Origin of the sequence: Cohnella zeiphila (assembly GCF_014212055.1) — a bacterium.
Lineage (GTDB): Bacteria > Bacillota > Bacilli > Paenibacillales > Paenibacillaceae > Cohnella > Cohnella zeiphila.
Genome location: NZ_JACJVO010000005.1, coordinates 42,913 through 58,516, shown reverse-complemented (window position 1 = coordinate 58,516; position 15,604 = coordinate 42,913). Strand labels below are relative to the sequence as shown.

The following is a 15,604-nucleotide window of genomic DNA, read 5'->3' as shown; positions in this document are numbered from 1 at the left end:
AAAGTCGCATAGCGGAATCGGCCGCCAAGGGGGTTCTGCGCTTAGGAGAGCGGGTTTACCGTCAAATGGCGAACGTGCATCGCCACATCCGGGCCGACGCTCTTCAAGGCGAAGCCGATCCCGCCCGCCGTCAGATCGCCGTCCGTGAACGTCGCCGCGGGCGTTCCGTCGACGGACAGCGCGAAGGTATCTCCTTGAACCTGCAGCTTGTAGTTATGCCAGTCCGCGAGCGAGAAGCCCGGCAGCGCGTCGGCGATATTTACGGTCGTGCCGGCCTGAACGGCCGTTGAGGAATTCGGATACTTCCACAGCTCTACCGTACTCGCGTTTTTGAATTCCAAGAAATAATAGCTCGTGCTCGAAGAATACCGGAACATCGTCCGGAAGCGGTCTCCCTTGGCGCCGTATTCCAGGCTGTAATCCTGCGAGCCGTACGGCAGGGAACTCGTCTTCACGACCGCGCGCTGCGGGTACGTCAGATTCGTCGCGCCCGACAACTCGGCGGCCGTTCCGGTGCCCGACGTTTGCCATGCCGTGCTGCCGAACAGATCCCAATGGCCGAGTCCGCCGGTGAAGTCGTCCGCGAACAGCGGCTCCGGATCGGGGTTCGTGCCCGGATCGGGATCCGTTCCCGGCTCGTGCTCGGCGATCGTCCAATCGGCGAAGTTGTAGACGAGCTGCTCGTCGCCCTCCGTCGCCGTGAAGATGTCGGAGTTCCGGTCCTGCTGCAGCCAAGGCGTGTCGAAAATTTTAAACGACGAGTAATCGATCGGCACATTGTCGATTTTGTGCGTGTTGTTGTACGCGCCCGCCGCCGAATCGTAGGTGATGTCCATCGTGTCGCCGCTCAGGCTGTGATAGATCAGACGCGGATTCGTCTCGTCGATATGGCTGGCGTCCAGCGACGTGTTCGCCAGAACGGCGCTTTCGAAGGCGGCCAGGCTCGCGTATTCGGAAGCGTCGGCCGTCTCGAGCACCCAGCCGTTCTTGTCGGCCTGGCTCCGCAGGATGTTGTAGCTGTAGAGCAGCTGAGCCGTCGGATGCAGCTGCGCCGTTGTCTTCACCTTGTTCGACGGATCGGTGTCGGATTGATGGTACCAGGTCGCAGGCTTCACGAACTTGAAGGCGAAATACATCGGCCCCGCGTCGCTGAACACCCAGCCGCCTTGCTCCTCCTTGGCGACGATCGAGCCGGTGTCCGGGAACATCGCGTTGATGTAATCGTAGTCCGGGCTGTTCTCCAGCTTGAAAACGCCGACTGCCGCTTTGCCGTCCTGCATGATCCGATGGGATTCCGGCTGGTCGTAGTTGCCGATCGGCGCGGTTCCTTGGTCCGTAGACAGCCGGAACAGCGGATTCGGGGCGTCGGAATGCCAGCGCAGCACGACGGGAAGGTCCTCGAGCCAGTTGTCGACCCGGTTGTACTGCACCTCGGTGGCGAGGCCCCACGTCGGCTTCACGTACGCTTGCCGGTAAATGTTCATCGTGCGGCCGCTGGAATTTTGCTGGTTCGTTTTGCGGGATTCATAATCCTTGGCCGTGTTCTGCCCGATCCGGATCGCCATCTCCGGCGGCTGGTAGCTCATCCCGCCGTATAGCACGAAGCCCAGGTATTCCAGGTTGGGACGGTACAGCGAAGGCGACGAGCTGTCCGATTCGCCGACCGTCTGCTGGGCGCGGTGCGAGCCGAAATAAGCCCATTCCAGCGCGGTGTGGTTCTGCCCTCTCCAGGTCGGGTCGGTAGCTGCTACCGAATCTCCCTTCGCCCGGCTCTCCGAAGAGATCGGATACCCGTCGATCCAGTCGTTCGCCCACTCGAACCACATGACGTCCATCGCCATTTTGGCTTCCTGCCGGAGGTCCTGTTCATCCGAATACTGGTAGATGGCGTTCAGGCAAAGATACGTCATGAAGGTGTATTCCGGGCTCTCGTACTCCGCCCAGCCCTTGTGCACGCCCGCGTCGATCATCGCTTCGATGTTCGCCTTGTTCATGCTTTTGAGCGTCGCGCCGGAATTGCCGTTCAGGTCGGCCAGGTCGGGAAAATATTGCCCCACCAAATAGCCGGCCGTGTAGTTGCTCATGCGCAGGTTCTCCGTCTGCGGCAGTTCGGCGTAAGCATACGACGCGAAATACTGCCGGACATGGTCCATCATCGTGCTGCCGAATTGATCGCCTACCATCAGATAGGCATACATTTTGGCCACCGTTTTGTACTGCTCGTAATCGTAGCTTTGGTACATCGCGTCCAGCTTCTGCAGATTGGCCGCCACGTTCTGACCGTCCAAAATTTGCGCGACGTACTCGGTGATGTTAAGAGGGCCGCTCTCTTCCTGCATCGTTTTGACCTTGTTCCACAGCCATGCCTTGCGGGTCTCGATCGTCCCGGGGAAAGGCGCGTACGTGCTCTCGATCGGAGGCGCTTCGCCAACGCTCACTTGATCGAACGCAGCCGTCGCCTGCCTGGTGTTCGTATGGCTCGTCACCGCCAGCCCGACGTAGATCGTGTCCGGCAGGTTGATCGTCTCCCGCTTCAGCAGCGTCCAGTTCGTGCCGTCGAACGAATCGTAAGCGCTGATGCCCGTTTGGTCCCGCACCAGCCGCAGCCAATACGGCGCCGTCGTCGTCGACCCTGTCGTAAGGGTGGAGGCTCCGCCCGCCTGCAGCCGATCCTGGAAAACCGTGCCGTGTCCCGGCGTCAGCGCCGCGAACGCATAAGGCGACTGCTTATCCATGCTCGCGCGGATCATGATGCCCGCCTTCGTCCACTCGGCCGCATTCTCTACGCTATCGACATGCGCCACGATCTGGCCGTATCCCGTCCAGGGGCGGTAAGCGTAATGGAACGCATCCTCCGTTCCCCAAATATCGGCTCCGGAGCCCGTGACCGAATACGTGCCGGTATCCTCGTCGTAGCTCGCGCTGCCCGAGATTCCCACGCTGCCGATATCGCGGTCGCCGAACGGCGCGGGAAGCCCGCCGGGCGAAGGGTCCGTCGTCGCCGTTGCTTCGTTGCTCGGGTTCGACGCGTTTCCCGCCCCGTCCTTCGCTTTCACGGCAAAATGATACGTCGTGCTTGGAGACAAGCCGACGACGTCCGCCGTCGTCGACGTTCCGCTCGCCGTTGCCGCAAGCGTCCCGTCCCGGTAAACGTCGTAGGCGGTTACGGCCTGGTTGTCCGTCGCCGCCGTCCAGCTAAGGGATACGCTCGTATCCGTCTGCCCGGCGACCGTCAAGCCGGTCGGAGCCGACGGCGGTTCGCTGTCCTGGACGGTCCCCACCTCATATACCGCCAGATCGTCGATGGTATACGCCTCGTCCGTTCCGCCGGTGTCGACGCGGACGGAGAAGCCGAGCTCGACGGTCGATATGATGCGCTGACCGCCGTTCGGGACGATCGAGAAGCGGTACCCGGCGATGTCGCTGTCGTTCACCGTCTCAAGATCGCCCGACGCGTTCAGGTAGGCGGCCGTTCCCGTAATGCTCGTCGCCGCCACCGGGAAGCGGGGAACGAGGTTGTTGTCGAAGTTGCCGAACTGAATTTGCGCGTAGATGTCCTTGGCGACCGGCTTGTCGCTGGCGGCGCTGCGCTTCAGCTTGTATTCGAGAATGAAGTCCACGGCAGGGCTTCCGACCGGCTCGCTATAGACCTGGTTAATGCGGTCCTTCAGCGTGCCGCTGCTCATTCTCTCGTAAAAGTAGCTGGACACGTTCGTGCCGAGCGAGGCGTCGCGCAGCTCAAGCGCATTGTTGCCGCCCACCTGCACGATCTGCTGCGAGCCTCCCGACGGGGTATTTTGCTGCACGAGCGGACTCGTTCCGTTGTCGAAATGGACGTCCATATCCGCCGCAAGCAAATTGACCATCTGCGGTTCGGCCGGCTCGGCCGGCTCGTCCGCAGCCGCATGAAGCCCGGGAAGGCCGCCTGCGACCAGCGTCAAGCCGAGCAGCCAACCGGCGACTCTTTTGATTCTCACTTCGATCATCCTCCACTTCGAGATTGGGAATTGCGATTGCCTTTCAGAATGCCGAATGCCAATAGCCGATTCCAAACCGCTTCCTCTCGATGCTGCTCTTGATGTCGGTCACCTTCCGCTTCTCGTTGTCCGCTACCCCATCACCCCCTTTCCGGAGTGTCTCTCGCGTCCTGCCCCTTCCCATTTCCAGCCGTTCCGCCTCTTCGTATGCAGCTTCGTCCGGAGGGTCATCTGGTTGCTCTCTTGGCCCCGCTTCGGCGGCGATCTGCGATGAGTTCAGCTCCGACAATAGGTAAGCGCTTGCAGACAAGCCTAAAGGAGAAGCCGCATCGAATGCAGCTTCCTTGTTCCTGCTCCGGCGAAGGAGCTCCTACGAGTAGGATTCGAACCGCACCCGCAGCCAGGCCGAATGACGCTCTCCCGGATCGAGCGCGATGCATTCACCATGGCGAATGCAATCGCCGATGTCCGAGTAGCGTGAAGTGGACGGCTCCAGAGCGACCGTATAGATCTCTTCGTCGTTGCGGGACCAGTAGCGCAAGCAGGGGAACGTCGAGCGATCCCATTCGAGCCGCAGCCGCAAGCGCAAATGCGGATTGTCGATGCCCGCCTCGCCTTGCTCGAAACCGGCCAACGGAAAATAGCCGCTCTCCCCGTCCGGGCGGCGAGAGTCGATGCGATGCAAATCTTTGCGCCGGCCATCCGGCAGCAATGCTTCGCGCGGACTGTCCCCTGCCGCGTTGTCAAGCGCGCCCGGCGCATCGGCGAAAACCCGCGCCCCTTCCGGCAGATTGACTCTCGCCCGCTCGTCAACCAGCGGACTTCCGAACGCCGGGTGATGGGTCCAAATGAACCGGACCGGCTCCTCGCCCGTGTTCGCGACTTCTTCTTCCAGCGACAGCACGCTCTCCCCCTCGGCCAGGCGGAACGTCTTCACCGCCGACAGCGGAGCTCCGGCGAGGCTGACGCGGCAAATCAGGGAGACCTCGCCCTCTTCCCGCCGAATTTCATAATCCCAAGGGAGACATGCAGCCTCACCTTCCTGCGAGCGGCCGATCTCGCTATCACCGAACCGCGCCCGGTTCGGGAGGATGTCCTGCCAGCCGCCCGGGTACGGATCGGCGTAATGGACAAGCGGCTCTTCGTGCAAATCCCTGCCGCTCAAAATCTCCAGCCCGCTCTCGGTCTTGAGCAGCGAATCGACGTTCAACGGCTTATAGACCAGCTCCCATACGTCCGCTCCTTTGCCGACAAGAATAACCGCCCTTATCCGCTCGTTTTCCAGCCGGACCGCACGCACTCCCGCGATCCGCTCCTCGATCGCCTCGCTTCCGATCGGTTCCACGCTCCCCCCCGTTGGCTATCGAACGGATTCCTCCGTCATTTGCCTCAATACCGCGACTCCGTATCCCTCCAGAACCAATCCGGTCCCGCTCACAGGCTTCCGAAGCAGCAGATCGAACCATCCGCCTGCGGGCCCGATGTCGACTTCGACCGGCAGAGGGCGATGATTCAGCACGAACCAGACGCGGTCCGCTCCCCGGCCGCGAACGGCGATCTCCACGCCTTCCGGCGCACGGCTCAGCCCCTCCGACTCTGCAAGGCTCCATGGCGTCACCCCGCGACGGCGGCAAATGACTGGCAGAAGCTCCCGCAGGAACGCGTCCTCCGGATGCGTCGCCACATAATACGCTTCTCCGCGGCCGTACCGATGGCGGGTAACGGCCGGCTGCCCCGCATGGTAGTCCTCCCGGAACACGGCGAGCGCCTCCGCCCCTTTCAGCCGGACGACCTCGGCCCATTTGACCGCCTCATAAGACGGGTTCATTCCCCACGAGCCCAAACGTTCGTCCGCAGCCTCCGGGAGCAAGAAGCCGACGCTTGAACCGGCCTCCTTCACGGCAGCCGAAGAAGCCGCTTCCCGCGAGCCGAAACGATCGTCTTCACCGCCTCCAACCGCCGCCCCTTCCCCGCTCCAAGCGATCCGGTTGCGCATATCCGGCTCGAACGCATCCCACTCTTCGACCGTGATCCCGAACACGTCGTCGATCGGGCGCAGAAAGCCGCCGTGCTCCGCCACGTCGCAGCCGTTCACCATGCCGCTTCCGTAGCTCATGACGAGCGTGCCCCCACGCTCGACGAATTGGCGCAGCCGCTCCGGCACGCCTCCCTCGAACATGTACAGCATCGGCGCGACGACGACCTCGTAGCCGCTCAGTTCGTCCAGCGGGTGAATGACATCCACGGCGAAGTTCCCTTCATACAGCGGACGATAAAAAGCGGTCACCGTCTCGCGGTACGACACGTCGCGGCTCGGCCGGTTCCAGTCGACGAGCCAGGTCAGCGTCATGTCGAACAGCACGGCGACTCTGGACTGGACCTCTCCCGCTTTCTCCCTTCCCGCATTCTCCAGTCCTGCGCCCGATTCTCCCGATTCCAATCTTCCGGACGCTGGCGTAATCAACGTGCTGAGGGCGGAGCGGGAGATGCTCGCAGGCTCCATCCTTTCTGCTCCGATCAAGACCGCTCCCAGCTCCCGAAGCTCGCTTCCCAGCCCGAGAACCTCGCGGTAAATCCGGTTGTCGGCTTCGGTCCCGTGGCTGACGAGCGCGCTGTGGAACTTCTCGACGCCGCCCCGGCTCTGACGGAATTGGAAAAACAGCACCGCCTCCGCCCCCCGGGCCAGCGCCTGGTAGCTCTGCAGCCGCATCATTCCCGGGCGCTTGGCCGGATTGTACTCCTTCCAGTTGACGCTGCCGGTCGCCTGCTCCATCAGAAGGAACGGCTGCCTCTTCAGGCTGCGGAAATAATCGTGCTGAAAAGCCGCCCATACCGCATGATCCCGGTGCGGAGGATACGAATCCCAGGAGATGACGTCCAGATAAGGCGCCCACTGCGGATGAATCTGCCCCCGAAAATCCAAAGAATAAAAATTGGTCGTCACCGGAATGTCCGGCGTAATTCGCACGATCTCTTCCTTCTCCGCCAGAAAATTACTCAAGTTGCTGTCCGAGAGGAAGCGCTGATAGTCCAGACTGTGGCTTGTATGCGACATGCCCCCGAGCGGAGGCGTCACCTGCTCCCAATCCGTACGGGCGAGGCTCCACTGGCTGAGCTGCCACGCTTCGTTCAGCCGCTCCAGCGTTCCGTACTTGGCGCGCAGCCATTCCCGGAAGGCGGCGGCGCAATGATCGCAGTAGCAATGCACGATGTACTCGTTGTTGATATGCCACAGGACGAGGTGGCTCCGGCTCCCGTAGCGTTCGGCCAGCACCCGCGCGATCCGGCGGATCTCCCGGTCGTACGCGGGATGGTTGGGACAATAAGCCTGCCGGCTCCAGTGAACCGCCCGCTGCCCGTTCTCGCCCACCTTCAGCAGCGCCGGCTCCCGCTGGAACAGCCAGGCGGGCGGAGCGGCCGTCGGCGTCGCCAGGATAACGTCGATGCCTTCCCGCTCAAGCCGATCGAACGCCGCGTCCAGCCGATCGAAGTCGTATCTCCCTTCCTCCGGCTCGATCGCGGCCCAGCCGAACACGTTCAGCGTAACCGTGTTGACCCCCGCCTCCTTCATCAGGGCAACGTCGCGCTCCAGCGTCTCCGCCGGCCATTGCTCGGGGTTGTAGTCCCCGCCGAATCTCACGATGGGCTTTTTCCCTGCCAAGCTCATGCTCTCTCTCCTCTTCCGCAAAAGGCGGGCACCCGGTGCCCGAAGCTGCCGAATACCCGCCTGCTTTTCAATCCGATCCAGCCCTCCCGGTTTACTTCTTGCTCGCCAGGAATTCGTCGATCTGCCGTTGAAGCTCGATTTGAATTTTTTTGACGTTGCCTTCGGCTTCCTTCTTGAACTTCGCCCAAGTCGCGTCCGGATCGACCACTCCGTCGAAGATCGAATTGTAATACTTGTCCGCGACCGTATTGTACAGGGTGATCTCGTTCGTGACGGGAGTCGGGTCGAACGAGAAGCCGGTCAGAATGCTCGGCGTCAGATTCGCCGCATCCTGGGTGAACTTGTAATGGGCGACCGTATCGTCGTCGTAATCGGCGTTGATCCGTTCCATCGTCGGGTTCCACACCCAGGCGTACCCGAAGGCCGGATAGCCGGTGCCGATCGGTTTGTACTTGTCGTCGCCGATCTTCTCGTAATCCTTGCCCTCGATGCCGTAAGCGAGCAGATCGTAATTGTCCTTCTGCGCCGTCCAGTTCAGGAACATCATGGCGCGCTCTTTGTTCTTGCTGACCTTCGGAATCGCCAGGAAGTTCGCCTGCTTGAAGTTGGAGATATTCGCGCCCGGCTCCATCTTGACGAAGGTGACCGGCTCAAGCTCCGCTCCCGGAACGTTCTGGGCGAGGGCGCTCTGAAGCGCGGACGGCACGCCGTATTCGTTGTGGACGGCCACCGCGACCTTGCCGGAGTTGATGACCGAATCGACATCCTTGATCGCCAGCACGTCCGGGTCTATCAGGCCGTCCGTATACAGCTTGCGGGCGTCCTCGATCCAGGACCAGATCTTCGGCTCCATCTCGTCGAACAGGTTGTATACCTTGCCGTCGTTATTCTTGTAGTACAGCACCAGGCTCTGCCCGAGCGCGTCCGACTCCAGGAACTGCGGGTCGTACTCCATAAAGGCGCGGAACGAGCCCCACGTGACGTCCGTCTGGGCGCCCTGGCCGTAAGCAAGCAGCGGAATGACGTCCTTGTCGTTCTCTTTCACCTTATAAGCGAATTTGATCAGGTCGTCGTACGTTTGAATCGGCGGCAGCCCGTACTTCTCGCGCAGATCCTTGCGGACGAGATACGTGCGTCCCGCCAGATGCGAATTCGCCATCGGCATCGCATAGACCTTGCCCTGGAACGTGTTGGCGTCGAACATCTCCTGCGAGCGGACCTTCACCGCGTCCTGCCCGTACTTGGCGATCAGATCCTCCAGCGGCTCGTAATACCCGGCGCTGACCATCTGGTTCATGTGCAGCCACGGCGCGTCGAAGATCAAGTCGACGTCTTCGCCGGACGCAAGCATGACTTGCGTCTTCTGGGCCAGGTCGGAGAACGGTACGAATACCACGTCGAGCTTGACGTTGATCGTATCCTTCATCCGGTCCTCGGCTTCCTTGATCACGGCGTCCATATCCGGCGGCCGATCTCCCGGAATGACGATCTTCAGCGTGACCGGATCCAGCTTCTGCGCCGGAGCTTCGGCGGACGACCCCGCGCTGCCGGACGGCGAAGCCCCGCTCGCGGGAGCGCTGCCCGACGGGGACGCGTTCCCGGAATCGTTATTGCCGTTCGAGCCGCACCCCGCGGCAGCGACAAGCAGCAGCGAAGCCGCCGCCAGCGCCGTCATCCCTTTTCTTAATCTCATCGTGTGACCTCCTTGAGTCTACTGGCTTCTATTCTCAACCGGATGTCTCCGAGTCAAGACTACCCTTTTAGCGCGCCGATCGTAATCCCTTTGACGAAATATTTCTGAATGAACGGGTACAGGAAGATCAGCGGGCCGATCGTCACGCATACCGTCGCGAGCTGCACGCCGTACGTAGGCAGAGGCCGGGTATAAGCCGTGTTGCCGCCTACGTAAGCGCTGATGTTGATGTTGGAGATGAGCTGCCGGATCATCATCTGCAGCGGATGAAGCTTGTAGTTGTCGATGAACATGAGCGCCAGGAAGAAGTCGTTCCAATATTGAAGCGCATAGAACAGGGCGACGGTCGCGACCACCGGCTTCGAGATCGGAAAGATGATGCGGAAGAAGATCGTCCAGTCGCTCGCGCCGTCCACCGTCGCGGCTTCGTTGATCTCGTAAGGCAATGTGCGGAAAAAGGACACCATGATAAACGCGAAAAACGGGTTCAGCAAGTAAGGAAGAATGAGCGCCCACAGCGTGTCTTTCAGATGAAGCCAATTCGCGATCAGAATATAGAAGCCGACCAGCCCCGCGCCGAAGATCATCGTGAAGTAGGTCAGAAACGCCAGCACGTTGCGGTATTTCACTTTGGGATGAGCGAGCACGTAGGCGTACATCGCCGTGATGAGCACGGCCAGAACGGTGCCGGCGACGGTCACGGTCAAGGAGACGCCGTAGCTCGAAACGACCTGACGGCCGTGGAACAGGAAGCGGTAGGCATCGAGCGAGAAGACCTTTGGAATGAGCTGATAGCCATGCCGCTTGATCGCCGATTCGGCGGCGAATGAGTTGATCGCGACCAGCCAGAACGGCAGGAAGCAGATCAGGGCGAACAGCCCGGTGAACGCATAGATGAAACCGACGAACGTCTTCTCGGACAGGCTGCGGTCGTTCTTCGCTTTGACCGTTTTCAGGTGCCGTACCCGCTGCATGGAATTTTCCAACTCGCGCTCGCCTCCTTTCTTAGAATAGACTTGAATCTTTGTCGATTTTTCGGGCGACCGCATTGAACAGCACGATCGTGACCAGTCCCATGACGGATTGGTAGAGGACGACCGCCGAGGACTTGCTGAAGTCGCCCAGCTGCCGCAGCGCCCGGTAGGAATACGTATCGATGACGTCGGTCGTCGGATAGAGCGGCGCGGTGTCGCCGACGATGCCGTAGATCATGCCGAAGTCTCCGTAGAAAATTCGCCCGACGCCCAGAAGCCCGAGCACGATGAGCACGTTGCGGATCAGCGGAATCGTAATATGGATGATCTGCTGGAACCGCGTCGCCCCGTCGATCCTCGCGCTCTCGTAATACTCGCCGGAGATGCCGGTAATCGCCGCGAGGAAGATGATGGAATAGTAACCCGCGAACTTCCACACGTAGATGACCGTCAGGACGGCCGGCCAGATGCCGGGCATGAGGTACCAGTTGCGCGCTTCCAATCCATTGGACTGCAGCATCCGGTTGACGATGCCGTCCGTCGTGTTCAGGAAAGCGAACACCATCATGCTGACGACGAGCCAGGAGATGAAGTAGGGCAGGAAAATGAACGATTGCGCGATTTTCTGATACAGCCGGCTGTGGACCTCGTTCAGGAAGATGGCCAGCGCCAGCGCGATGCAGAGGCCGCAGACGATAAACAGGCCGTTCAGGAGAATCGTATTGAGCGTGACCTTATACCAGTCGCTGCTCATAAAGAAAAACTTGAAGTTGTCGAAGCCGGCCCACTTGCTCCCCCACAGCCCGTCCGCCAGCCGATATTTCTTGAACGCGATCAAGTGCCCGGCCATGGGCACGTATGCGAACACGACCAAGAACAGCAGCCCGGGGAGGGCCAGCGCATACAAATACCGGTTCCTCACGATCTCTCGGACCATCGCCACTTTGAATTTTCGTCTCCTCTCGCTGTCTTGTCTTGTGTCCCCAGCTTAAGGCGCGCCCGTTCGGTCTGTATAGTTCTCATCCGGGAAATCGGCCCGAAAACCATGCCAAAAGGCCGGAGTTCTCGATCCGGAAGTGGGTTCTCAAAGCGGAAAACCCGCGTGGGAGTAGGCATGAGCGCCTCGACTCTTCTCCGGGCCGCTTATCCTCCCTCTCACCTTACGTCGAAATCCCTTCCGCTCAGGCAATGGCGACTTGAACAGGAAATCCTCCCTTTATCACTTCTCAAATGACCATCCAGGCCTCGTAAACCGGAAAACCTCTTCTTATCTGGATCAGATCACGTCCATTACCGTCCATGAGCGAGAATATAGGGAGATTTTCCCTTCCAATAGCAAAAATTGACGCTGGAGGCTGGATTGTATGGAGATCTTCCGGTCCGGACCGCAGACGAATAGCTGATCTCGGGTTCCATTAGATACCGTTGGTCCCAAAAATAATGAAGGGAGAAGACATCCGAGACAGATTTCCTGAGGGACGGGGATTTCGAATGGATGCCAATGCGAGAAGAACGGAGCTCGGGACCGGTTCCTTGCGGCCCCCTGAGCGAGCGGGATTTCGATCTTAAGCCATTTGGAGAGACGTTCGGACACCTTTTGGGGCTTTAACGGAGCAAAGCAAAAAAGGACCCCGCATCACGCGGAGCCCCTTCCTTTCCTACAGCTGATCCCGGTACTGACTGGGCGTCATGCCGGTCGCTTTTTTGAAGATGGTGAAAAAATGGCTCTTCGTCTGAAAGCCGGCCCGTTCGCCGATGTCCGTCACCGTCCAGTCGGTCGTCCCCAGCAGCTCCTTCACCTTGGCGATGCGCTCCTGCAGGATGTAATCGGCCAGCGTTACCTCGAGCCCTTCCTTGAACACTTGGCGCACGTGCCGGGTCGACAGCGAGACGTGCTCGGCGATCTCCTCGATCGTCAGCATCGGGTCGTGAAGATGGTTCTTCACGTAATCGACGATCTCCGTCACGATCTCTTCCCGCCGGCTCCCGCCTCTGCGGTTGCTCAGGTCGTCCATGATGCCGAGCAGCTCGCGTTCCAGCCAGCCGCGCACGCCGGACAGCGTGTCGAACGACTCCAGCAAGCTCTCGATTCCTTCCGCGGATTCCACGGATGGCAGCTTGTTGAACGTCTTGAACAGCGTATACAGCATCAGCGAAAGCTGAAACTTGCTCTGCGCGTAATGAAGCGTCTGCATCTGCCCGAAGATCTGGTCCAGGCAAGCCGCCACCTCCTCCGCCTTGCCCATGCGCACGTGCTTGATCAGCTCGTCCAGCAGTTGGTCGTCCTGCAGCGGCTGCACGCTCCGCATATATTCCTCGAAGTCGCGCTCGACGTAGATCTTGTCTTCCCCGGAGACGAACTTCAGCATCGTCAGTTCGAGAATGTGCTGGTAGACGGCACGCAGATCGTCCCCGATCGCCTTCCGTTCGCTAACGGCGACCGTCACCTGGACGTTCGTCCACTGCCGAATCTGATTCTTGGCCTCCGTCAGCAGTCCCGTCAACCGGTCCCCGGATACCGACAGTCCCGACAGCAGCAGAACGAGATGGTCGCCGCCCAAGTCGACGGCCTCCGCGCTGCCCGCGGATCGGACGACCTCCTCCGCGATGTTGCCCATCGCATACTTCATCAGCTTGCGGGAAGCGAAGTCGTATTTTTCTTGAAAAGCGCTGTATCCATCGATCCGAAGAACGCTCAGGATCACGTTCTCGTCCCGAAGCAGGTCCGTCTGGCCGCGCAAATATTGCTCGACCGGCGGGATCAGCTTGCCCTGCAGCACCCACTGCCGCAAGTATTCCAGCTTGATCACGTTGCGGTGCTCCCGCATGGAGGAATCGAGCTGCGCCATTCGGTCCTCCAGCATTTCGATGCCGCCGCGGATCAACCGGATTTCCTCGGACGAGCCGTCGCCGGGCTTCTCCTTCAGGAGCGGGCCGAACTTCTGCTCCAGTTGGCTTGCGAGCTGCGAGAACGGCTTGTACGTTCGACGGGAGTTCCAGAACAGAATGGCCATGAGCAGCGCGACGAGTCCGATCAGGAAGGCGACCAGCTTCGTGCGGAACGCATGGAAGTCGGCGCGAATCTCCTTCAGCTCGGCCATCTGGTATACGATCCACCCTTGCGGTTCGAGCCGCGCATACTGAACCGACCACGCCTCGCCTTTGTAGCTCTGGGTGAAGCTTCCTTCGCTCTCTTTCACGCCGGCGTTCAGCTCCGGATACAGCTTGCCGTCGTCGGGAGAACCGAGCATCAGTTCGCCCCGATCGTCGAGAATAAACGACCGGTACCCAACCCCGTTTCCGTTCTCCTTCAAGAGGTACTGCTTCATCAAAGAATCGTCCAGCAGCATCACCAGGTAGCCATAGTAGACTTGGCCGGACGGAACGGTCGGAATCATGAGCGCCAGCCGCTGTTGGCCTTTCGATTGGTACACGAAGAAGCGCTGGTAGGAGTTTCGCGGCTCCTTCGCCAACGCCAGCAGCTCGGAATCGCTGAATTGATCGAACGAGGAAATGCCGTATTTCAGGTCGATCACGTGTTCCGTCTTCATGTTGAGCAGGTAGACGTTGTCCAGGAACGGCTCGGTCGTCGTATATTTGGACGCTGCCGTCAGCGCGTCGACCTGGAGCTGAGGCGCTTCCTCGCTCGCCGTCATCCACGCCTGAATGCTTTTGTCCCCGTACATGGTAAAACCGTAGGACATCAGCTTGTCCAGAATAAACTCCGCATTGTCGCGGGAGTGCTCGATCTCCGACCGGTTGACCTGGTCGATCTGCTTGACGGCATAGCGGGAGAACTGGTTCGTCATCAAGATGGCGAACGGAACGGACACGAGCGTGAACAGCAGCCCGAGTCCGAGGAAAATCCGAATATAAGATTGTCTTGGAACCAGCCGGTTCCGGCCTGCCGCCGACCGCAGCACCCGCATTCCGGATTGCCGCATGCAAGGACGCCCCCTGTCCGACAAAGGTGTCAATCCGCGATATCCAGTTGAACGCCCTTCTCCAGGCAAGCTTGCCGCAGCGCTTCCTCCGGCGCTTCATCGGTCACGATGCGCTGCACGCCCGAAAGCTCGGCGAAGGAGACAAGCACTTTCGCGCCGAACTTCGTATGGTCCGCCACGACCGCCGTTTCGCCGCTCTGGCGGATGGCGAGCTGCTTGATCTCCGCTTCGTACAGATTGGAGTTGCTGAAGCCGTGCTCGACGCTCACTCCGGTCGTGCCGAGAAAGGCGCGGTCGAACGCCATGCCGGCAAGCGTCTGCACCGCGATCGGACCGACGAGGGAGTGGGTGGACTCCAGCAGCGTGCCGCCGGTCATAATCGTCGGGATCCTCTTGCCGGCCAGCTCCGACGCCACGTTCAAGGCGTTGGTGACGACGGTCACGCTCATCCCGGCCGGTAGGGACCGGGCGATCTGAAGCGTCGTCGTCCCCCCGTCGAGAAAGACGGATTCCCCCGGCCGAATGAGCGCGGCGGCCTGGCGGCCGATCCGCGCTTTCTCTGCCGTAAGGAGGCCCGTTCGCTCCTTCAGCGCCACGTCCTGCCCGACGAAGATGGCGCCGCCGAACGTTCGGCGGACGGAGCCCGCCTCTTCGAGCTTCTCCAGATCGCGCCGGATCGTCATCTCCGTCACGGGGAACAGTTCCCGCAGATCGGCGATGCGCACCTCTCCCTCCTGGGAGATGCGATCCAGCATTTGCTGCTGTCTCGCGTTCAGAACGATTGTCTGCCTCATGCTCCATCCTCGACGATCACGGGCAGGCGGACGACGCCCGGGTCCGTGAAAATGTCGAATTCGTCCCGGCTCGTGCTGGAGAACTCCGAGACGATCGCGCCTTCCGGTCCTCCCTGGAACCAATGCTTCGTACCGGGAGGGATCGTATATTGCTCTCCCGGCTGCAGAACGATTTCATGGAACACCGTGTAATGGTCGCGGCTTCCCGGCGGAACGGCCGCCTGAATCGTCTCCGCCGCTTCGCCTTCCACATATAGATACACGCTGCCGTAGCGGCACCGGAACGTCTCCATCTTGCCCGGCTCGCCGTTCACCGGCGGATGAAGATGCTCGGGACACGTCTGTCCGGGAAAAAGAACGAGATCCTTCGCGCAGTACCGGTCCGTATTCACGTACGTGATCAGCTCGAGTCCCTGCTCTTCCAGCCGCCCGAGTCCGAAGCCGGCCACCTCGATCCGGCCGGCCTCCTCGGCGGTCAGCACGACGCCGGCGCCGGCCAGCATCTCCGCCGCCCGTCTCTGAGCTTGCTTCACTTCGCTTCGCAACATCTTCCGA

Annotated in this window: 9 protein-coding genes; all 9 read right to left on the bottom strand. The window is 60.6% G+C overall.

Going from position 1 to position 15,604, the window contains the following annotated elements:
* Positions 1–41 precede the first annotated feature (41 nt).
* The 9 genes from H7C18_RS04195 to H7C18_RS04155 all read right to left on the bottom strand — a co-directional run bounded on the left by H7C18_RS04195 (position 42) and on the right by H7C18_RS04155 (position 15,597).
* Entirely contained in the window at positions 42–3,977 is a 3,936-nt protein-coding gene (locus H7C18_RS04195) for a fibronectin type III domain-containing protein (RefSeq protein WP_337912872.1), read from the bottom strand.
* 370 nt (positions 3,978–4,347) lie between these two features.
* The gene (locus tag H7C18_RS04190; RefSeq protein ID WP_185127760.1) at positions 4,348–5,322 is read right to left on the bottom strand and encodes a DUF4432 family protein; all 975 of its coding nucleotides are present in this window, start codon (positions 5,320–5,322) and stop codon (positions 4,348–4,350) included.
* Positions 5,323–5,337: 15 nt separating this feature from the next.
* Complete coding sequence (locus H7C18_RS04185; protein ID WP_185127759.1) at positions 5,338–7,644, bottom strand: beta-galactosidase; 2,307 nt, start codon at positions 7,642–7,644, stop codon at positions 5,338–5,340.
* Between the two features lie 91 nt (positions 7,645–7,735).
* Positions 7,736–9,337: an extracellular solute-binding protein gene (locus tag H7C18_RS04180; RefSeq protein ID WP_185127758.1), complete on the bottom strand. Its 1,602-nt coding sequence runs from the start codon at positions 9,335–9,337 to the stop codon at positions 7,736–7,738.
* Between the two features lie 59 nt (positions 9,338–9,396).
* Positions 9,397–10,323, bottom strand: a complete 927-nt coding sequence (locus H7C18_RS04175; protein WP_238357460.1) for a carbohydrate ABC transporter permease — start codon at positions 10,321–10,323, stop codon at positions 9,397–9,399.
* Between the two features lie 19 nt (positions 10,324–10,342).
* The gene (locus H7C18_RS04170; RefSeq protein ID WP_185127912.1) at positions 10,343–11,248 is read right to left on the bottom strand and encodes an ABC transporter permease; all 906 of its coding nucleotides are present in this window, start codon (positions 11,246–11,248) and stop codon (positions 10,343–10,345) included.
* A gap of 721 nt (positions 11,249–11,969) precedes the next feature.
* Positions 11,970–14,255, bottom strand: a complete 2,286-nt coding sequence (locus H7C18_RS04165; protein WP_185127757.1) for an AraC family transcriptional regulator — start codon at positions 14,253–14,255, stop codon at positions 11,970–11,972.
* Between the two features lie 29 nt (positions 14,256–14,284).
* The gene (locus tag H7C18_RS04160; protein WP_185127756.1) at positions 14,285–15,049 is read right to left on the bottom strand and encodes a DeoR/GlpR family DNA-binding transcription regulator; all 765 of its coding nucleotides are present in this window, start codon (positions 15,047–15,049) and stop codon (positions 14,285–14,287) included.
* Positions 15,046–15,597, bottom strand: a complete 552-nt coding sequence (locus H7C18_RS04155; RefSeq protein ID WP_185127755.1) for a D-lyxose/D-mannose family sugar isomerase — start codon at positions 15,595–15,597, stop codon at positions 15,046–15,048. Before H7C18_RS04155 ends, H7C18_RS04160 begins: the two co-directional genes overlap by 4 nt.
* Between the last annotated feature and the right edge of the window lie 7 nt (positions 15,598–15,604).

Bases quoted from the DNA above. Each gene is read 5' to 3' on its own strand.
- H7C18_RS04185 (WP_185127759.1), bottom strand. From the start codon at position 7,644: ATGAGCTTGGCAGGGAAAAAGCCCATCGTGAGATTCGGCGGGGACTAC.
- H7C18_RS04180 (WP_185127758.1), bottom strand. From the start codon at position 9,337: ATGAGATTAAGAAAAGGGATGACGGCGCTGGCGGCGGCTTCGCTGCTG.
- H7C18_RS04170 (WP_185127912.1), bottom strand. From the start codon at position 11,248: ATGGTCCGAGAGATCGTGAGGAACCGGTATTTGTATGCGCTGGCCCTC.
- H7C18_RS04165 (WP_185127757.1), bottom strand. From the start codon at position 14,255: ATGCGGCAATCCGGAATGCGGGTGCTGCGGTCGGCGGCAGGCCGGAAC.
- H7C18_RS04160 (WP_185127756.1), bottom strand. From the start codon at position 15,049: ATGAGGCAGACAATCGTTCTGAACGCGAGACAGCAGCAAATGCTGGAT.
- H7C18_RS04155 (WP_185127755.1), bottom strand. From the start codon at position 15,597: ATGTTGCGAAGCGAAGTGAAGCAAGCTCAGAGACGGGCGGCGGAGATG.